The organism is Streptomyces sp. NPDC051180, from assembly GCF_040689545.1.
In the GTDB taxonomy this organism is placed as follows: Bacteria; Actinomycetota; Actinomycetes; order Streptomycetales; family Streptomycetaceae; genus Streptomyces.
Genome location: NZ_JBFBBC010000004.1, coordinates 152,520 through 171,358, shown reverse-complemented (window position 1 = coordinate 171,358; position 18,839 = coordinate 152,520). Strand labels below are relative to the sequence as shown.

Annotated in this window: 16 protein-coding genes and 2 tRNA genes; 11 read left to right on the top strand and 7 right to left on the bottom strand. The window is 73.3% G+C overall.

The window, feature by feature from the left end; genetic code table 11:
- Positions 1-11: 11 nt before the first annotated feature.
- Positions 12-176, top strand: a complete 165-nt coding sequence (locus AB0424_RS09835; RefSeq protein ID WP_366303646.1) for a hypothetical protein — start codon at positions 12-14, stop codon at positions 174-176.
- A 22-nt stretch (positions 177-198) separates the two neighbouring features.
- Here AB0424_RS09835 and AB0424_RS09830 read toward each other — a convergent pair whose 3' ends face one another.
- Together AB0424_RS09830 and AB0424_RS09825 are read right to left on the bottom strand one after the other, a co-directional pair.
- On the bottom strand, positions 199-756 hold the full coding sequence (locus AB0424_RS09830) for a CGNR zinc finger domain-containing protein (protein ID WP_366303644.1): 558 nt from the start codon (positions 754-756) through the stop codon (positions 199-201).
- Positions 757-947: 191 nt separating this feature from the next.
- A complete protein-coding gene (locus AB0424_RS09825; RefSeq protein WP_015032345.1) occupies positions 948-1,361 on the bottom strand; it encodes an SsgA family sporulation/cell division regulator in 414 nt (137 codons plus the stop codon).
- 190 nt (positions 1,362-1,551) lie between these two features.
- Between AB0424_RS09825 and AB0424_RS09820 the strand changes: the two genes are divergently transcribed.
- Both AB0424_RS09820 and AB0424_RS09815 read left to right on the top strand, forming a co-directional pair.
- Positions 1,552-1,974: a TIGR02611 family protein gene (locus AB0424_RS09820; protein WP_366303642.1), complete on the top strand. Its 423-nt coding sequence runs from the start codon at positions 1,552-1,554 to the stop codon at positions 1,972-1,974.
- 54 nt (positions 1,975-2,028) lie between these two features.
- Positions 2,029-2,103: transfer RNA gene (locus AB0424_RS09815), tRNA-Val, on the top strand.
- 52 nt (positions 2,104-2,155) lie between these two features.
- Here AB0424_RS09815 and AB0424_RS09810 read toward each other — a convergent pair.
- A complete protein-coding gene (locus AB0424_RS09810) occupies positions 2,156-4,720 on the bottom strand; it encodes a hypothetical protein (RefSeq protein WP_366303640.1) in 2,565 nt (854 codons plus the stop codon).
- 166 nt (positions 4,721-4,886) lie between these two features.
- Between AB0424_RS09810 and AB0424_RS09805 the strand changes: the two genes are divergently transcribed.
- Positions 4,887-4,958 (top strand) — tRNA-Val (locus tag AB0424_RS09805).
- Between the two features lie 72 nt (positions 4,959-5,030).
- Here AB0424_RS09805 and AB0424_RS09800 read toward each other — a convergent pair.
- On the bottom strand, positions 5,031-5,759 hold the full coding sequence (locus tag AB0424_RS09800; protein WP_366303638.1) for a 3'-5' exonuclease: 729 nt from the start codon (positions 5,757-5,759) through the stop codon (positions 5,031-5,033).
- 122 nt (positions 5,760-5,881) lie between these two features.
- Between AB0424_RS09800 and AB0424_RS09795 the strand changes: the two genes are divergently transcribed.
- The 3 genes from AB0424_RS09795 to thrS all read left to right on the top strand — a co-directional run bounded on the left by AB0424_RS09795 (position 5,882) and on the right by thrS (position 9,884).
- Positions 5,882-6,448 carry a DUF4365 domain-containing protein gene (locus AB0424_RS09795; protein ID WP_366303636.1) on the top strand — a complete coding sequence of 189 codons (567 nt, stop codon included), beginning with the start codon at positions 5,882-5,884 and terminating at the stop codon, positions 6,446-6,448.
- Positions 6,448-7,770: a hypothetical protein gene (locus tag AB0424_RS09790; RefSeq protein WP_366303634.1), complete on the top strand. Its 1,323-nt coding sequence runs from the start codon at positions 6,448-6,450 to the stop codon at positions 7,768-7,770. The genes AB0424_RS09795 and AB0424_RS09790 overlap by 1 nt, the downstream gene beginning before the upstream one ends.
- 137 nt (positions 7,771-7,907) lie before the next feature.
- Positions 7,908-9,884, top strand: a complete 1,977-nt coding sequence (gene thrS, locus AB0424_RS09785; protein ID WP_366303632.1) for a threonine--tRNA ligase — start codon at positions 7,908-7,910, stop codon at positions 9,882-9,884.
- Positions 9,885-9,933: 49 nt separating this feature from the next.
- Here the strand turns inward: thrS and AB0424_RS09780 are convergent, their stop codons facing one another.
- Positions 9,934-10,632: a potassium channel family protein gene (locus tag AB0424_RS09780; protein WP_366303630.1), complete on the bottom strand. Its 699-nt coding sequence runs from the start codon at positions 10,630-10,632 to the stop codon at positions 9,934-9,936.
- Between the two features lie 65 nt (positions 10,633-10,697).
- Here AB0424_RS09780 and AB0424_RS09775 point away from each other — a divergent pair, with 65 nt between their 5' ends.
- Positions 10,698-11,261 carry an HIT domain-containing protein gene (locus AB0424_RS09775; protein WP_366303628.1) on the top strand — a complete coding sequence of 188 codons (564 nt, stop codon included), beginning with the start codon at positions 10,698-10,700 and terminating at the stop codon, positions 11,259-11,261.
- Positions 11,262-11,365: 104 nt separating this feature from the next.
- On the opposite strand, the gene AB0424_RS09770 is transcribed toward AB0424_RS09775, so the two are convergent.
- Positions 11,366-13,021 carry a hypothetical protein gene (locus AB0424_RS09770; protein ID WP_366303626.1) on the bottom strand — a complete coding sequence of 552 codons (1,656 nt, stop codon included), beginning with the start codon at positions 13,019-13,021 and terminating at the stop codon, positions 11,366-11,368.
- A 183-nt stretch (positions 13,022-13,204) separates the two neighbouring features.
- Positions 13,205-15,403: an elongation factor G-like protein EF-G2 gene (locus AB0424_RS09765; protein WP_366303624.1), complete on the bottom strand. Its 2,199-nt coding sequence runs from the start codon at positions 15,401-15,403 to the stop codon at positions 13,205-13,207.
- A gap of 269 nt (positions 15,404-15,672) precedes the next feature.
- Between AB0424_RS09765 and pgsA the strand changes: the two genes are divergently transcribed.
- Genes pgsA through AB0424_RS09750 form a run of 3 tightly spaced genes read left to right on the top strand, consistent with a single transcriptional unit; the run spans position 15,673 to position 18,544 of the window.
- A complete protein-coding gene (pgsA, locus tag AB0424_RS09760) occupies positions 15,673-16,335 on the top strand; it encodes a phosphatidylinositol phosphate synthase (protein ID WP_366303622.1) in 663 nt (220 codons plus the stop codon).
- A complete protein-coding gene (locus AB0424_RS09755; protein WP_366303620.1) occupies positions 16,332-17,393 on the top strand; it encodes a phosphatidylinositol mannoside acyltransferase in 1,062 nt (353 codons plus the stop codon). Before pgsA ends, AB0424_RS09755 begins: the two co-directional genes overlap by 4 nt.
- The gene (locus AB0424_RS09750) at positions 17,390-18,544 is read left to right on the top strand and encodes a glycosyltransferase family 4 protein (RefSeq protein WP_366303618.1); all 1,155 of its coding nucleotides are present in this window, start codon (positions 17,390-17,392) and stop codon (positions 18,542-18,544) included. The genes AB0424_RS09755 and AB0424_RS09750 overlap by 4 nt, the downstream gene beginning before the upstream one ends.
- The last annotated feature ends 295 nt before the right edge of the window (positions 18,545-18,839 follow it).

The following is an 18,839-nucleotide window of genomic DNA, read 5'->3' as shown; positions in this document are numbered from 1 at the left end:
ATCCCCCCGAGATGCTGGATACCTCGCGGGAACCCGTCCCCGCCTCCGCCGAAGCCCCCGCCGCCGAGCCCAAGGGCTGTCTGTTCGCCCTCTCGCAGCCGCCGCTGATGATCTTCCTCGGGGTGATCGGATGCCTGCTCCTGCTGGCGTCGCTGCACGATCTCTTCGTGCTGTGACGGGCCGCGCCGACGGGGCCCGTCAGCCCGCGGCCTCCTTGCGGCGCGCCCGGTACGCGGCGACGTGCAGGCGGTTGCCGCAGGTGCGGCTGTCGCAGTAGCGGCGCGAGCGGTTGCGGGACAGGTCGACGAAGGCCCGGCCGCAGTCCGGGGCCTCGCAGCGCCGCAGCCGCTCCTGCTCGCCGCCCACGACGATGAAGGCGAGGGCCATGCCGCAGTCGGCCGCGAGGTGGTCCGCCACGGAGGCGCCCGGCGCGAAGTAGTGCACGTGCCAGTCGTAGCCGTCGTGGTCGGTGAGCTGCGGCGTGGTGCCCGCGCCCGCCACCAGCTGGTTGATCAGGGGGGCCGCGATCCGGGCCTCGGGAGCGGAGAAGACCGCGGCGAACTTGTCGCGGACCTCGCGCACGGCCCGCAGGTCGGCGGCTCCGAGGTCTCCCACGTCGCTGATCTTGTGTGCCTTCACGAAGGCGTGCAGCCCGGGGAGATCCGCGAGCTCGTCGGCGCGGTCGCCCTGCGCCGCGGTGTTCATCAGATCGACGACGGTGTCGAGGGCGATCCGGGTGTCGTGGGGAATCAGCACGATTCGCTCCCTGGCCGGCCGCGGGCGGGCGCCTGCGGAATGGCGCTGACTTTAGCGCGACCGGGAAAATGACACCGGCGCCCACCACCGCGCCGGCTGCGCGGTGGGAGCGCCGGATGTCGTGCCTGTGTGACTGTCCGCGCGGCGCCGTCGCCCCGAGTCGGACGGCGCCGTGCGGCTCTCGGCCTGGCTCAGCTGTCGGCCAGGATGTGGGAGAGCTCCGTATCGAGATCGAAGTGCCGGTGCTCGGTGCCCGGTGGCACGGCGGCGTCGGTCCGCTTCAGGAACGACTCCAGGGCCCGCGCCGGGGCCTCGAGCAGGGCTTCTCCCTCAGGGGAGCTCAGAGCGATGCAGACGACTCCCTGGCCGTGACTCCGGGATGGCCAGACGCGGACGTCGCCTGTGCCGGTGGGCCGGTGCAGCCCCTCGGCGAGAAGGTCGCGGGCGAAGACCCACTCGACCGTCTCCTCGGCTCCGGTGTGGAAGGTGGCGTGCACGGCATAGGGATCGGCCGTGTCATACCGCAGGCCCGCGGGTACAGGCAGTGAGGACTCGCTCGACACAACGAGGCGCAGGTGCAGCTCGCAGCTGACCGTGGTGTTCATAAGCGCCAGGGCCTTTCGCTCAGTGTGCGCTCGGGGATTCGCACGTCGGCGAAATCGACATGCCACCTCCGGTGGCGTTGTAAACCCCTCTGTCGGTTTTGTGGTCGTTCAGGTAGCTCGTATGGGCGCGTGTAACTTTGGGTAATACCTCCATTCCGGTGGCCCTCTCCCGTCCGGTAGGTTGGAGGGCATGAATGCGGAGAGTGACGAGCGCGCCGGGGAGTCCACGGGCGGCCAGGAGGCCGAACTGGGATCGCGCGCACCGGAGTTCATCAAGTCCCGGCGGAGCCTGCACGTGAGCTGGCAGGTCGGCGTCTTCATCGTGGGACTCGCCGTGGTCGGCGCCGGAGTGGTGATGCTGCCCCTGCCCGGCCCCGGCTGGCTGGTCATCTTCGGCGGCATGGCGATCTGGGCGACCGAGTTCGTCTGGGCCCAGCTCGTGCTCCGCTGGACCAAGCGCAAGGTGACCGAGGCGGCACAGCGCGCTCTCGACCCCAAGGTCCGCCGCAGGAACATCATCCTCACCACCGTCGGCCTGGTGATCATCGCCGCCCTGCTCGGCGTCTATCTCTGGAAGTTCGGCTTCGTCATGCCGTGGAAGATCGACCAGTGACCCGCCGCTGGTTCGGGAGCCCCGCTGACATGGGGTAATGTTCTGGGTGTGCCCGGGCGATTAGCTCAGCGGGAGAGCACTTCGTTCACACCGAAGGGGTCACTGGTTCGATCCCAGTATCGCCCACCACCCGGCACGAAGGCCCGGAGACGGAACACCGTCTCCGGGCCTTCGTCGTTCCTCACCGCATCCGCGCCAGCCGCTCCCGCAGCCGCCGGGCGTCCCGCAGCCGCTGCTCGTACGTGGCACCCACCGCGAGCAGCAGGAGTCCGGCGAGGGCCGGCGGCAGCCAGCGCGGCAGCGCGCCCACCGCCTGCACGACGTACGGCGCCAGCTCGTGCAGCCCGTCCATCACCAGCACCCCGCCGCCGAGCACCAGCAGCGCCTGCAGCCGGAACCGCGCGCCCAGCAGCGTCACCGCCAGCGCCGCCACCCCCAGGACCAGCGGACGCGCCCACTCCGGGTCCGTCCACGCCGCCACCAGGCTCGGCAGCAGCGTCGCCGCGAGACCGGGGCCGTACGCCGTCCAGGACGACGCCTCCGCGTCACGGCGCCGCCGCAGGAACCCGACGACCAGCGCCGGCACCGTCACCGGCAGGGTGTACGCCTCCGGGGTCGTCACGTCCGAGACCGCCAGCCGCACCCAGGTCGCCAGCAGGAACAGCGCCGCCGCCGTCCAGGAGGCGAACCGCCGCCGCTCGGGCCGTACCGCCGTCGCCGCCGCGATCACCCCGCCCAGCGCCAGCGCGAGTGCCAGGAAGGCGGGGTCGGACGCCGCGATCCCCAGGGCGAGCAGCCCCACGGCCGCGCCCGAGATCTCGACCGCCAGGGCCACCGGTGCCGGCCGCGTCACCGCGCCCACCGCGGCCGTCGCCGCCGGGACCACGAGCAGGGCGAGAGCCGTCCACCGGTCCTCCAGGCCGCCGGCCGCCGCCACCGCGCACACCAGCCCCGTCGCCACCAGCACCGCCGCACAGGCGGAGACCGTCCGCCGTCCGCCCGCGCCGAGCGCCGCGACCCCCGTGAAGAGCGCCAGGAGCACCGCCAGCGCGGCGAACGTCGCCCCGCGCACGTCCAGGGCCAGCCCCAGCGCGCTCGTCGCGGACGCGAGCCCGCCGGCGTACGCGCTCCAGCCCAGCGCCGCGCGAGCGTCCACGGCCTTCGTCGGCCGCCGGACCGCCGAGGGCGACCAGCCGCCCCAGGCCGCCCCCGACCCCGCCGCTCCGCCGGTGGCCTTCGCGCGCGGCTCCGCGGCGGCGTCGGCCGCCCCGACCCGCTCGGGACCGTCCGTCGCGGCCGCCTCGGGGCGCCCGGACGTCTCCGCCGCGCGCAGGCCCCGGGTCAGCACCGCGGGCCGGACGGCGAGCGACAGGGCCGCCGCCGTGACGAGGAGCTGGAGGGCGAGCGTCGCCGCGTACGGCAGCTCCAGGGAGACCGGCAGGGCCGTCAGGAGCGCCCAGGCCAGCGCCGGCACTCCGCAGCGGGCCCACAGCCGCGGCACGGCCGCCAGGAAGGCGCCGGCCGCGAGGAGGACCAGTGCGGCGGTCGCCGGGTACGAGGTCAGCGCACGCCCGGCGTGCTCGCCCGACCACACCTCCGTCGTCCGGGCCATCGGCCCGAGCAGCCCCGCCGCCACGGGCGGCAGCGCCCACAGGACACCGAGCCCGACCACGCCGGCTCCCGCGCCCGCGAGGCCCAGCCGGGCCCCGCGCGACAGCGCCGTCCCGGCGGCCGAGCCGCCCGCGTCCCGCTCCGGGCCCGTGACGGCGCCGGATGCCCGGCCGAGCGCGAGCGCCGCGAGGGCCAGGCCGCACAGCACGTAGCCCGGCACCGCCCACCCCGCCGGGAGGCCCGAGCGGAGCAGACCGCCGACCGCCGCCACCGCGGCGAGACCGGCGACGACGGAGGCCGCCGCCGCGAGCGCGGGAGCGCGCCGCCCGACGTACAGGAGCGCGGCCGCGGCCGTGAGCAGCAGCGGGGCGCCGGTCCAGGGGGAGGAGAGCGAGAGCCATCCGCCGGTCAGCAGGGACCAGCCGCCGAGCGAGGCCGCGCCGGTCGCGGCCACGACCCGCACCGCCGCCGGGCGGAGCCACAGGGCCGCCGCCACGTCCGCGCCGGCGGTCACGAGGGCCGCCCACGCGAAGGCCGTCGGGCCGCCACCCGCCGCGAGCACGCCCAGCGGCAGCGGCAGCTGCGCCGCGACCGCCGCCACCGGCAGCGGGATCCGCAGCCGGGAGAGCGCCGAACCGTACGCGGTCCACGCACCCGCGAGCACCGCCGACGCCACCGCCGTGTACGCCAGGCCGTCCGACCCCGGCAGCGCCACCCGGTGCAGCGCGTACGCGTCGAGCACCATCAGGACCAGGCCCAGCGCCGCCACCGACTCGGCCGTCGACACCAGGCCCTTGCGCAGCAGCGCCACCGGGGCGGCGAGCGCCGCCGAGGTGACCGCGAACAGCACCGCGGACCGGCCGCCGATCCCCATCGAGCCCCAGCTCACCAGGGTGAAGGCGACCGCCGCGATCGTCAGCAGCGTCCCGCCCAGCGTCAGCAGCACGTTCTGCGCGCCGCGCGGCGTGGAGTCCGCCACCGGCGGGCGCGGCGGGGTCGCGGCGGCGGCCGGCGCGTACAGCACCCGGATCAGCCAGGCCCGCCTGGCCAGCAACTGGGACCGGCGGGAATCGAGTTGGGCCAGCTCGCGGTCGACGAGAACCAGCTCGTCCGCAGGCGGCAGGGAAGTGTCCATACCGGGAGTGTGGCCCCGGCCACTCGTGGCGTGAATGCGTCCACGTACTCAGATCGCCGGCTGAGTACCCCCACCCGGCGGGCGGGGCCGGGCCCGCCGGCCCCCGGGGGTGGGCGGTCCGGTTTGAACGAAGGGCGCGAGGGCCTGTATGGTTCAACCCGTTCCCGGGCGATTAGCTCAGCGGGAGAGCACTTCGTTCACACCGAAGGGGTCACTGGTTCGATCCCAGTATCGCCCACCGGGAGAGGCCGGTCCGTCAAAAGACGGACCGGCCTCTGTCATGTGGCCGCCCGCCGGTCCGCCCCGTGTGTCAGGCGGCCGTCCGCAGTTCGGGCCGCAGCGGCCACGCCGGGTCCACCGTCTCCGGCGTCCCCTGCCGGCTGAACCACGCCTGCAGGCCCCGGGCCTGCGCCGCGTGCCACACCGCCTGGAGCGTGTGCAGCTCGGTCGGCGTCAGCCGCTCCAGCCGCGACGAGAAGCGCCGCGCCACCGCCCGGACGACGTCCAGCGCCGCCGTCGCGTCCGCCGCCGCGTCGTGCGCGCCCGACAGCTCCACCTCGTAGTGCGCGCACAGGTCCGTCAGGGTCCGGCGGCCCTTGCGGTACCGGTCCAGGTGCTTGTCCAGGACCCGCGGGTCCAGCACGCACAGCGGGGTGCTCGCCAGATAGGTGCCGAGCGAGGACGCCCGGTGCCGCCGCAGCTCGCGGTCCAGGATCGTCAGGTCGAAGGGCGCGTTCATCACCACCAGCGGACGCCCCGCCGCGGTCTGCTCGGCCAGCGCACGCGCCAGCTCCTCCATCACCGGAGCCGGCCAGCGGCCGTTCCGCTGCAGGTGATCGTCCGTCAGGCCGTGGACGGCGGTGGCCTCCGCGGGCACGGGTATGCCCGGATTGACCAGCCAGCGCGTCACCCGCGGCCGCGCCCCGGCCGTGTCCTGCACGACCAGGGCGGCCGAGACGATCCGGTCCCCCTCGACGTCGACTCCGGTGGTCTCCGTGTCGAAAGCGGCCAGGGGCCCCTCGTACCAGTGCGTCGTCATCCCCGAACTCCTCGCACGCCCGCGGCAGATGGCCAACCCCCTGCCCCGAAACGGTGATACCCGCACTGTTTGCGCCGTACGCGGACCGGTCACAACAGAGGGGACGGGGAAGGAAAAACGACATGGCGCTCGCCCAGCCCGAGTCGGGAGGGCTGCCGCCCCAGAGGGTGGCACCGACGCGCGGCTCACTCGCCACCACCGCATGCATGGAGACCCTTCAGGTGGGATACCTGCACGCCGTCGCCGCCGCGGCCGGCTGCTCGCTGTCCCAGCCCTTTCCGGACAACGGCATCGACTGGCACGTGAGCCACGGTTCGCCCGGACACACCGTCGACGACGAAGTGACCATCAAGGTGCAGCTCAAGTGCACCTACCAGATACCTCCCCGGCCGCCGGGGAACGCGTTCTCCTTCACCCTCGACAACGACCACCTGGTGAAACTCGCCCGGACACCCGTGTCCGTGCACAAGATCCTGGTCGTCATGCTCGTACCGAGGACCCAGGAGGACTGGCTGAGGGCGAGTCACGACCGGCTCGACCTGCGGCACTGCTGCTACTGGACCAACCTGGCCGGACAGCCGGTCACGGGACGGCGCCGGACCACCGTGCGCATCCCGACGGCGCGGATCTTCGACGACCGGGCGCTCTGCGAGATCATGACCCGGGTCGGCGGGGGAGGGAGACCTTGATGCACCGGCCGATCGACGAACCGGGGTTCGGGGAGGGGGACGGGGCCGGGCGCGGCCCCGTCCCCGTTCCGCCGTCCTACCGCCCCCATCCGGCCCCCGGCGAGACCCCCGGTCCGTGGACCGGGATCCCGGGACCGCCCGCCGGGCCCTGGGCCGACGCCCACGGCGCCCCCGACCCCGGGCGGGTCGACCCGCGCGTCCTCGGCGCCCTGCTCGCCCGCCACGGCTGGCGGCGGCGCGGCGGGGCCGCCGGACGCTACAGCCGCTGGACCCCGCCCGGCAGCGGAACGCACGGCGGCACGAGCCTCCTCGTCCCGGAGAGCCGCGCCTTCCCCGACTGCGAGGACCTGCTCGGAGAGGCGCTCACCGCCCTCGCCCGCAGCGCCACCCCCTCCGCCCGGGAGGTGCTCACCGGCCTCTCCGTGCCCAGCGACGAGATCCGCTGGTGGCGCGACGTGCCCCCGGGGCCGGCCGGCACCGTCCCCTGGACCGTGCAGGAGCAGCTCAGATCCGCCGCCCGCCAGCTCCTCCTCGCCGGCGCCCTCGCCGTGCGCGGCCGTGCCGGCTACTACGGCGCCCGGCACCGCCGTCCCGCCCAGGCGTCCCTGGAGACGGTCGTCGTCGGCGCCGCGCCCGGCGGGCGCGGCCTCACCGCCTTCCTGCCCGTCGACCCGGGCAGGCCGATCGCGGTCCGGCTCTACCACGCCCTCCACGCGGCCCGCGAGGCCACCGACTACCAGCGGGCCACCGGCGGCATGGAGGCATTCGACGCCGCCGTCGCGGCGGGCGTCAGCCGCGAGCTCACCGAGGCCCTCGTCGCCCTCGTCCGGGGCACCGAGGGAGCGCGCGTCGCCCTCGCGTGGGCGCCGGCCGCCGGTGCGCCCGACGGCTGCGCGGCCCGGCCCGAGCCCGTCGAGTTCTCGCCCGGGGACCTGCCCGCGCTGCGTGAGGCGAGCGCCCGCTACCTGACCGACGAACCCTCCGTGCCGGTCCGGCTCACCGGCGCGGTCGTCCGGATGCGCCGCTCCGGGCCGCGCGGCGAGGGGACCGTGCGCCTCCGGGTGCTGGCCGGCGCGGAGGTCCCGCACGTCCGCGTCGCCCTCGACGAGGAGGCGTACCGCACCGCCGGCCACGCCCACCTCGTCGGCCTCCCCATCCGGGTGGTCGGCCGCCTGGAGAGCCGCGGCGGCTTCCGCCGCCTCACCGACGCCTCCGGGGTCGTCCCGGTCCAGGTCGACGAGACGGAGCGCGACCGGCTGATGAAGTCCCTCCACGAGAACCTCGACTTCTTCGAGGAGGCGTGCGGCCCCGACGACGACTGAACGGCGCCGGGGAAACCGTTTCGCGGAGGGCGCGGACGGCTCGGTAACATCGGCGGTGCGCGGCACCTCGTCTCTGTCGCGCACCGCCGGCGCCGGCACGTCGTGTCTGCCTGCGCCCCGAAGGAAGAAGAACACCAGTGTCCGAAGTCCGTGTGACCGTCCAGTCCGCCTCGGAGGCAGAGGAGAGGGCGGTGAGCGCGGGCACCACCGCCGGTGCCCTCTTCGCCGACGACCGCACCGTCATCGCCGCCCGCGTGGCCGGCGAGCTGAAGGACCTCTCGTACGTGCTCGCCGACGGCGACGTCGTCGAGGGCGTCGAGATCTCCTCGCCCGACGGTCTCGACATCCTGCGCCACTCCACCGCGCACGTCATGGCCCAGGCCGTGCAGGAGCTCTTCCCCGAGGCCAAGCTGGGCATCGGCCCGCCGGTCCGGGACGGCTTCTACTACGACTTCGACGTCGAGAAGCCCTTCACTCCCGAGGACCTCAAGGTCATCGAGAAGAAGATGCAGGAGATCCAGAAGCGCGGCCAGCGCTTCGCCCGCCGCGTGGTGACCGACGAGGCCGCCCGCGAGGAGCTCGCGGACGAGCCGTACAAGCTGGAGCTCATCGGCATCAAGGGCTCCGCGTCGACCGACGACGGCGCCAGCGTCGAGGTGGGCGGCGGCGAGCTGACCATCTACGACAACCTGGACGCCAAGACCGGCGACCTGTGCTGGAAGGACCTCTGCCGGGGTCCGCACCTGCCCACCACCCGGAACATCCCGGCGTTCAAGCTGATGCGCAACGCCGCCGCCTACTGGCGCGGCAGCGAGAAGAACCCGATGCTCCAGCGCATCTACGGCACCGCCTGGCCGTCGAAGGACGAGCTGAAGGCGCACCTCGACTTCCTGGCCGAGGCCGAGAAGCGCGACCACCGCAAGCTCGGCAACGAGCTCGACCTCTTCTCCATCCCGGACGAGATCGGCTCCGGCCTCGCGGTCTTCCACCCCAAGGGCGGCATCATCCGCCGGGTCATGGAGGACTACTCGCGCAAGCGGCACGAGGAGGAGGGCTACGAGTTCGTCTACTCGCCGCACGCCACCAAGGGCAAGCTGTTCGAGAAGTCGGGCCACCTCGACTGGTACGCCGAGGGCATGTACCCCCCCATGCAGCTCGACGAGGGCGTGGACTACTACCTCAAGCCCATGAACTGCCCGATGCACAACCTGATCTTCGACGCGCGCGGCCGCTCCTACCGCGAACTGCCCCTGCGCCTGTTCGAGTTCGGCACCGTGTACCGGTACGAGAAGTCCGGCGTCGTCCACGGCCTGACCCGGGCCCGCGGCTTCACCCAGGACGACGCGCACATCTACTGCACCCGCGAGCAGATGGCCGAGGAGCTCGACCGCACCCTCACCTTCGTCCTCAACCTGCTCCGCGACTACGGTCTGACCGACTTCTACCTGGAGCTGTCCACCAAGGACCCGGAGAAGTTCGTCGGCTCGGACGAGGTGTGGGAGGAGGCCACCGCGGTCCTCCAGCAGGTCGCCGAGAAGCAGGGCCTCCCGCTCACCCCCGACCCGGGCGGCGCCGCGTTCTACGGCCCGAAGATCTCCGTGCAGGCGCGTGACGCCATCGGCCGCACCTGGCAGATGTCGACCGTGCAGCTTGACTTCAACCTGCCGGAGCGCTTCGACCTGGAGTACACCTCCCCGGACGGCACCAAGCAGCGCCCGGTCATGATCCACCGCGCGCTCTTCGGTTCCATCGAGCGCTTCTTCGCCGTGCTCCTGGAGCACTACGCGGGCGCGATGCCGCCGTGGCTGGCGCCCGTCCAGGCCACCGGCATCCCCATCGGCGACGCGCACGTGGACTACCTGCACGAGTTCGCCGCCAAGGCGAAGAAGCAGGGCCTGCGGGTGGAGGTCGACTCCTCCTCGGACCGGATGCAGAAGAAGATCCGCAACGCGCAGAAGCAGAAGGTCCCGTTCATGATCATCGCGGGTGACGAGGACATGGCCGCCGGCGCCGTCTCCTTCCGCTACCGCGACGGTTCGCAGGAGAACGGCATCCCCGCCGACGAGGCCATCGCCAAGATCGCCAAGATCGTCGAGGACCGCGTCCAGGTCTGATCGAGCGGCGATCCCCCCGCGGTCCGGGTCCGACGACCCGCGGACGCGTTCAGGAGGCCCCCGGGAAATCCCCCGGGGGCCTTCTCCCGTCCTTCTCGTCGTCCCGGGTGAACGACTGGATCAGCCAGGACGAGAACGAGCCCGTGACCGCGCCGAGCAGCGCCAGCCCGCAGGCCATCAGCCCCACCGCGGTCACCCGTCCCATCCGCGTGACCGGGACGACGTCCCCGTACCCGACGGTGGCGAGCGTGGCGCAGGTCCACCAGACCGAGTCCCCGAAGGTGACGATCGAGGCCCCGGGCGCGTCCACCTCGTAGTGGTAGACCGTGAGCGCGCCGGCGAACCCGAGCAGGGCCACGGTGAGGCCGGCGTAGACCATCACGCGCGCGTAGAGGGTGAGGCGCGGCTGGTCCCGGCGGCGCTGCACCTGGTCGTACATGCTCACCATCCGCACCGGCCGCAGCAGCGGCAGGACGAGGACGACCGTGTCGAGGAGATGGGTACGGAGGAAGCGGAAGGGGCCGAGACCGCTGAGGCGGAGGCGTACCGCGTAGTCCGCGACGAAGACGCCCCAGGAGGCGAAGGTGACGGCGAGGCAGACGTCGAGCCAGTCCTGCGGGAGATCGTCGTGGGCGAGGATGCGGACCGCGTAGCTCGCCAGGTACAGCAGCGACGCCACGGCGAGCGGCATCTCCATGCGACGGTCCCAGCGTTCCTGACGCGGTGGTTTCGGGGGCCGGGCGCTCATCGGATCAGCATGGCCGCTGCATGGATCTTCCGCCCCGGCGACACGTTCCGAACGGGCGACGCAATATGCTGCACAGCATGACGACTGAGCCGGAGCAGCAGATCGGAGTCGGGACGCGGGACGCGTTCCAGCGCCTGTGGACGCCCCACCGGATGGCGTACATCCAGGGCGAGAACAAGCCGACCGGACCGGGTGCCGAGGACGGCTGTCCGTTCTGCTCGATCCCGTCGAAGTCCGACGAGGACGGCCTCGTGATCGCCCGGGGCCGGGCCGTGTACGCGGTGCTCAACCTCTACCCGTACAACGGCGGCCATCTGATGGTCGTCCCCTACCGGCACGTCGCCGACTACACCGACCTCGACGAGGCCGAGACGGTCGAGCTGGCCGCCTTCACCAAGCGCGCCATGGTCGCGCTGCGGGCGGCCTCCGGCGCCCACGGCTTCAACATCGGCATGAACCAGGGCGCCGTCGCGGGCGCCGGCATCGCCGCCCACCTGCACCAGCACGTAGTGCCGCGCTGGGGCGGCGACACCAACTTCATGCCGGTCGTCGGCCACACCAAGGTGCTGCCGCAGCTGCTGGCCGACACCCGCACGATGCTCGCCGACGCCTGGCCGTCCGCCATCTGAGCCGTACGCGGTGACCCGGGCCGGGCGTCGGCCCGACCCGGGTCGGGCGCCGTGGGCGGGGCCCGACCCGGGGGCAGGTGCCGTGGGCGACCGCAGGCCGGGGGTCAGGCGTCGTAGGCGTCGGCCCGCTTCGGGCCGGGGTCCTGCGCACCGCCGCTGAGGACCAGCGAGCGGTTGGTGAAGCGCTCCGTGTCGACGTTGTGCTCGTCGAGCACCTTGATCGTCGCCGCGTGCACGGCGCGCAGCACGGGCGTGGCCATGCGGATCGCGTCGTCGGCCATGAAGCGGTTCTTCCACAGCGGGCCGGCCCAGACGTGCCGCAGCCCGAACGGCTCGGGCAGCGCCATCTTGCCGCCGAGGAACTCCAGCACCGGCGGGTACCAGGTGAGCGGGGCGCGCACCGCGAGCCGGACGATGTCGTTCGTCGTCAGCAGCGGCTGCTGGATCTCCTTCGTCTCCCAGAACCTGACGGTCTTGGAGACCTCCCTGGTCTTCGCCTTCGGCTTGGTGGTGAACAGCCCGTGCACGGGGCCGAGCGCGTGGCCGGTGACCTCGATCCGCAGCGTGTGGTGGAGCGAGGTGACCGTGACCATCATCGTGAGCACGAGGTTGCCGTCCCAGAGCGTGAACTGCACGCCCAGGTAGTGGCGGTTGCCCGCGCCGAACTGCTGGTCGTTGCAGATGCGCTGTATCTCGTGCGGCTTGACCTGGTAGTGCACGATGTTGTCGCCCGACGGGCGGGAGACCTCGTCGGCGCCCTCGCCGACCGGGGCGACGATCCAGTGCTTGACCGTCGGCTTCGGGAAGCCGGTCTTCAGCGAGCCGCGCTCCAGGAGGGTCAGCTCGTCGTGGATCCTGCGGACGACGTCCCAGGCGCGGAAGGCGTGGAGTTCACGCCCCGGCTGGGCCACCAGCTCCTCGGCCAGCGTCCAGCTGCCCCAGCGGGTGCCGAGACCGAGGATGCCCTTGGTCCCGGCGTAGAAGACGATGTTGGACTGCTGCTCCGCCGAGAGCTTCTCCAGGTTCACCCGGAGCGCCTCCGCCGACTTCTCGCCCGGATCCTGCGGGACCGACTTCGGGACGTGGGGGCCGACCCCGCCGCCGCCGAGCAGACCCGTCCAGCGCTCCCGCAGGTCGACCGCGGCGTTCATGCAGATCCGGCTCGCCAGGTACCAGCCGACGACCGGGGCGACGACCATCGCGCGCAGGTAGTTCGGCAGGATCCCGTTCAGCGGCAGCTTCACCAGGACGAGCGCCGCGAAGATCCCGGCCGCCCAGAGCAGGGCGGTGCCGATGGCGCTGTGGCGCTTGTTGTCGGCGCCGGCCACCAGCCGGCGGAGCTGGATGACGCCGAGCCAGAGCAGCAGCCCGGGCAGGAAGAGCACCCCGCAGAAGAAGGTGACCAGGGTCAGCTTGACGTCGCGCTGCCGGCGCAGGTGGGTGGCGGCCAGGCAGTGCTCCACGACCGGCTGCGGCTCGGCCCCGAAGGACTGGATCAGCGCCTTGCGGGCACCGCCGAGCATCCGGACCTGCACCGCGCGGCAGAACGCCTCGCCGAGGTCGGGGCTGAAGAGCCCCCACTTCCCTTCCTTGACCGTGGTCTTGTAGAGGTCGTTGTCCGCTTCCTTGATCGTGCTCAGGGGGCTGTCCCGGTACGCGGCGGAGGCGAGCGCGTTCGTCGCCCCCGTCCCGCTGCCGGAGCCCTGGAGGGGAATCTGTGCCCCGGGTCCGAATCCGTCGATCGCCACTGCCGCCCCCATCGCGTGCGAGTACCTGTGCGGGCTGTTCCCAACTGCCGCGCCCCGCACACCTTCTGAGCTGGGCACCACAGCGTAACCGGGCGGCGACCGCTGCGTCACCGGAGTGCGGAGGGTCGTCCGAATGCCGCCCGCCCCGGGCGAGGGACGGGCGGCGTCGGCTTGTCGGCCCGTCAGCGGGCCCCCCTATCCGGCCTGTTCGCGCATCCGCTCGGCGACATGCGGCGGCATCGGCTCGTGACGGGCGTACGCGCGGTCGAACCGGCCGGTGCCGTGGGACACCGACCGCAGGTCGATCGCGTACCGCCCGATCTCCATCTCCGGCACCTCGGCGCGCACCACGGTCCGCCCGGGTCCGGCCTGGTCGGTGCCGACGACCCGGCCGCGCCGACCGGACAGGTCGCTCATGACCGGGCCGACGTACTCGTCGGGCACCATGACCTCGACCTCGGCGACCGGCTCCAGGAGATGGACGGGCACGTCGGCGGCCGCCTCGCGGAGCGCGAGCGCCCCGGCGGTCTGGAAGGCGGCGTCCGAGGAGTCCACGGAGTGGGCCTTGCCGTCCCGCAGAGTGACCCGGATGTCCACGAGCGGGTAGCCCGCGGCCACGCCCCGGGCGGCCTGGGCCCGGATCCCCTTCTCGACGGAGGGGACGAAGTGGCGCGGGACCGCGCCGCCCACCACCTTGTCGACGAACTCGATCCCGCTGCCCGGCGGCAGCGGCTCCACCTCGATCTCGCAGATCGCGTACTGGCCGTGGCCGCCGGACTGCTTCACGTGCCGGCCCCGGCCGGCCGAGGGCGCGCCGAAGGTCTCCCGCAGCGCCACCTTGTGCGGCACGGCGTCGACCTGGACGCCGTACCGGCCGCGCAGCCGCTCCAGGACGACGTCCTGGTGGGCCTCGCCGAGGCACCACAGCACCACCTGGCGGGTGTCCTGGTTCTGTTCGAGCCGCAGGGTCGGGTCCTCGGCGACCAGCCGGGCCAGCCCCTGGGACAGCCGGTCCTCGTCGGCCTTGCTGTGCGCCTCGACGGCCAGCGGGAGGAGCGGCTCCGGCATGCTCCACGGCGCCATCAGGAGCGGGTCGTCCTTGGCGGAGATCGTGTCGCCGGTCTCGGCGCGGCCCAGCCGCGCCACACAGGCGAGGTCCCCGGCGATGCAGTGCGCCTGGGGGCGCTGCTGCCTGCCGAAGGGGGAGGTCAGCCCGCCGATCCGCTCGTCTACGTCGTGGTCCTCGTGTCCGCGGTCGGCGAGGCCGTGCCCCGAGACGTGCACGGTCTCGTCCGGGCGCAGGGTCCCGGAGAAGACCCTGACCAGGGAGATACGGCCCACGTAGGGGTCGGCGGCGGTCTTGACGACCTCGGCGACCAGGGGGCCTTCGGGGTCGCAGGAGATCGGCGGGCGGGGCCGGCCGTCAGGGGTGGTCACGGCGGGCGGCTCGTGCTCCAGCGGCGAGGGGAAGCCGCCGGTGATCAGCTCCAGGAGCTCCAGGGTGCCGAGGCCCTGGGTGCCGCCGTCGGCGGCGGGCGCGGCCGCGAGCACCGGGTGGAAGGAGCCCCGGGCGACGGCCTTCTCCAGGTCGTCCACGAGCGTCTTCAGGTCGATCTCCTCGCCGCCGAGATAGCGGTCCATGAGGGTCTCGTCCTCGCTCTCGGCGATGATCCCCTCGATGAGCCGGGCGCGGGCCTCCGCGATCAGCTCCCGTCCGCCCTCGTCGGGCGGCTCCTCCCGCCTGACACCGGTCGAGTAGTCGAGGATCCGCTCCGAGAGCAGGCCGACCAGACCGGTGACCGGCGCGTGCCCGTCGGACCCCTCCGGGCCGCGCACCGGAAGGTACAGCGGCAGGACGGCGTCGGGGTCGTCGCGGCCGAACAGGTCGGCGCAGACCGCGGTGAGCTCGGTGAAGTCCGTGCGGGCGGTGTCGAGGTGGGTGACGACGATGGCGCGTGGCATGCCGACGGCGGCGCACTCCTCCCAGATCATGCGGGTGGAGGCGGCGACGGCGTCGGCCTCCTGGGCGGCCGAGACGACGAAGAGGGCCGCGTCCGCCGCGCGCAGACCGGCCCTCAGCTCTCCGACGAAGTCGGCGTATCCGGGGGTGTCCAGCAGATTGATCTTGTAGCCGTCCCAGCCGACCGGCACGAGGGACAGCTGGACGGAGCGGTGCTGGCGGTGCTCGATCTCGTCGTAGTCGGAGACGGTGGCGCCGTCCTCGACGCGCCCGGGCCGGTTGACCGCCCCGGCGGTCTGCGCGAGCGCCTCGACCAGGGTCGTCTTCCCCGATCCGCTGTGGCCGACCAGCACCACGTTCCGCACGGCCTGGGGCCGGTCGGCCGCCGGCGCCCTGCCGGCGGCTCCGGCGGCTGTGTTCGCCTTGTCACCCATGACGTGTTCCTCCCGACTGCTCGCACGATGCGGCGGGGCGCGGGCGCGGGGGAGTGGCGTGTCGCGGTACGGCTCCTGCGGTGCCCGCGGTGGTCCTTCGAGCTTTGCACCGCCGCCCGGACGCGTCCATACGTCGTACACCGCCGGGCCCGGCGGGGGACCTCGACGCGGCGTGACGGGTGCCCGCCACGTGGGCGTGACGCGCGTGGCTACGATAAGCGGGCCGGTGGTCGTAGGGGCCGCGCGGCCCACCGAACCTCGGGAAGGCCATGCTGAACAAGTACGCGCGTGCCTTTTTCACGCGTGTCCTCACACCGTTCGCCGCGTTTCTGCTCCGCCGGGGCGTCAGCCCCGACGCGGTCACGCTCATCGGCACGGCGGGTGTGATGGCCGGTGCCCTGATCTTCTTCCCCCGCGGGGAGTTCTTCTGGGGCACCATCGTCATCACGCTCTTCGTCTTCTCCGACCTCGTCGACGGCAACATGGCCCGGCAGGCGGGGATCTCCAGCCGCTGGGGCGCCTTCCTCGACTCGACGCTCGACCGTGTCGCCGACGGTGCGATCTTCGGCGGCTTCGCCCTCTGGTACGCGGGCACCGGCGACGACAACGTGCTCTGCGCGGTCGCGATCTTCTGCCTGGCGAGCGGCCAGGTCGTGTCGTACACCAAGGCCCGTGGCGAATCGATCGGCCTGCCGGTCGCCGTCAACGGTCTGATCGAACGCGCCGAGCGGCTCGTCATCTCCCTGGTCGCCGCCGGTCTCGCCGGTCTGCACGCCTTCGGCGTGCCCGGCGTCCAGGTGCTGCTCCCCATCGCCCTGTGGGTCGTGGCGGTCGGCAGCGCGGTGACCCTGGGGCAGCGTGTGGTGACGGTACGACGGGAATCGGCCGAGGCGGACGCCGCCGCGGCCCAGGGGGGCGGGGCGGCAACGTGAGTGCGCTGAAGGACCGGCTCGGCGACGGGGTGTACGGCCTCGGCTGGGCGACCGTGAAGAAGCTGCCGGAACCGGTCGCGACGGGCCTCGGGAGGCGGATCGCCGACCTGGCGTGGAAGCGCCGCGGCAAGAGCGTCCTGCGGCTGGAGTCCAACCTCGCGCGCGTGGTGCCGGACGCCACGCCCGAGCGGCTCGCCGAGCTCTCGAAGGCCGGCATGCGCTCGTACATGCGGTACTGGATGGAGTCCTTCCGGCTGCCGACCTGGAGCAGGGAGCGCGTCGAGCGTGGCGTCGACATCAAGGACGCCCACTACCTGAAGGACGGCATCGCCGCCGGGCGCGGAGTGGTCCTGGCCCTGCCGCACCTGGCCAACTGGGACCTCGCGGGCGTGTGGGTGACCCGTTCCCTCGGCATCCCCTTCACGACCGTCGCCGAACGGCTCAAGCCGGAGTCGCTCTACGACCGCTTCGTCGCCTACCGCGAGTCCCTCGGCATGGAGGTCCTGCCGCACACCGGCGGATCGGCCTTCGGCACCCTCGCGCGCCGCCTGCGGGCCGGCGGCCTGGTCTGCCTGGTCGCCGACCGCGACCTCTCCGCCTCCGGCACCGAGGTCACCTTCTTCGGCGACACCGCCCGCATGCCGGCCGGCCCCGCCATCCTCGCCCAGCAGACGGGCGCGCTCCTGCTGCCCGTGACCCTCTGGTACGACGACTCGGCGGTCATGCGCGGACGGATCCACCCGCCCGTCGACGTGCCCGAGTCCGGCTCCCGGGCCGAGAAGACCACCGTGATGACCCAGCAGCTCGCCGATGCCTTCGCCGCCGGCATCGCGGACCACCCCGAGGACTGGCACATGCTCCAGCGGCTGTGGCTCGCGGACCTGGAGGAACGGGAGCCGACCGGTGACGGTCCGGCGACCGGTGCCGCCGCGGCGTCCGGTCCGTCCCCGGGCGGCGGGACTGAGCCCGCGTCGCCGGGGCAGACGGTCGTGGCGGGCCGTGAACCCGCCGTGGAGCCCGGGGTCTCCCCCGAGCGCGGGGAGGAGCGGAACACGTGAAGATCGGGATCGTCTGCCCGTACTCCTGGGACGTGCCGGGCGGCGTCCAGTTCCACATCCGCGACCTCGCCGAGCACCTGATCCGGCTCGGCCACGACGTGTCCGTACTGGCTCCCGCCGACGACGAGACGCCGCTCCCGCCGTACGTGGTCTCCGCCGGCCGGGCCGTCCCCGTGCCCTACAACGGCTCGGTGGCCCGGCTGAACTTCGGCTTCCTCTCCGCCGCGCGGGTACGGCGCTGGCTGCACGACGGCACCTTCGACGTCGTCCACATCCACGAACCGACCTCGCCCTCGCTGGGCCTGCTCACCTGCTGGGCCGCCCAGGGACCGATCGTGGCCACCTTCCACACCTCCAACCCGCGCTCGCGGGCCATGATCGCCGCGTACCCGATCCTCCAGCCCGCCCTGGAGAAGATCAGCGCGCGCATCGCGGTCAGCGAGTACGCGCGCCGCACCCTCGTCGAGCACCTCGGCGGCGACGCCGTCCTCATCCCCAACGGCGTCGACGTGGACTTCTTCGCCCGCGCCGAACCCAAGAAGGAGTGGCAGGGCGAGACGCTCGGCTTCATCGGCCGCATCGACGAACCGAGGAAGGGCCTGCCCGTCCTCATGCGCGCCCTGCCCCGCATCCTCACCGAACGGCCCGGCACCCGGCTCCTCGTCGCCGGCCGTGGCGACGAGGAGGAGGCCGTCGCGTCGCTGCCGCCCGAGATGCGCGCGCGGGTGGAGTTCCTCGGCATGGTCAGCGACGAGGACAAGGCGCGGCTGCTGCGCAGCGTCGACGTGTACGTGGCGCCCAACACCGGCGGCGAGAGCTTCGGCATCATCCTCGTCGAGGCGATGTCCGCCGGCGCGCCCGTGCTCGCCGCCGACCTCGACGCCTTCGCCCAGGTCCTCGACCAGGGCGGCGCCGGCGAGCTCTTCGCCAACGAGGACGCCGACGCGCTCGCCTCCGCCGCGATCCGGCTCCTCGGCGACGCCCCCCGTCGCGCCGAGCTCAGCGCCCGCGGCTCCGCCCACGTCCGCCGCTTCGACTGGTCCACCGTCGGCGCCGACATCCTCGCCGTCTACGAGACCGTCACCGACGGCGCCGCCGCCGTCGACACCGACGAACGCGTCGGCGGCCTCCGAGCCCGCCTGGGCCTGTAACCGGGGTCGGGCCGAGGCCGCCCCGCCTGCGCCGCGGGGGCCCGCATGCCCACCCCCGTGTGGGCAATCGTCCCGCTGGGGCGGGACGGGTGGGCACACGGGACGGCGCGCTCGGCCGCGCCTCCGCCCCTGAGCCCTGACCCGCACCGTCAGGGCGACGCGTACGGGGTGCGGGCCCGGGGCACGGAAGCCTGGGCCCGGCAAGGGGCGCCGTTCCGTTGTGCCCACCCGTTCCGCCCCAGCGGAACGATTGCCCACAACGGGGGCGGCACGGCCCCTGCCCCGTCCGCGGGGT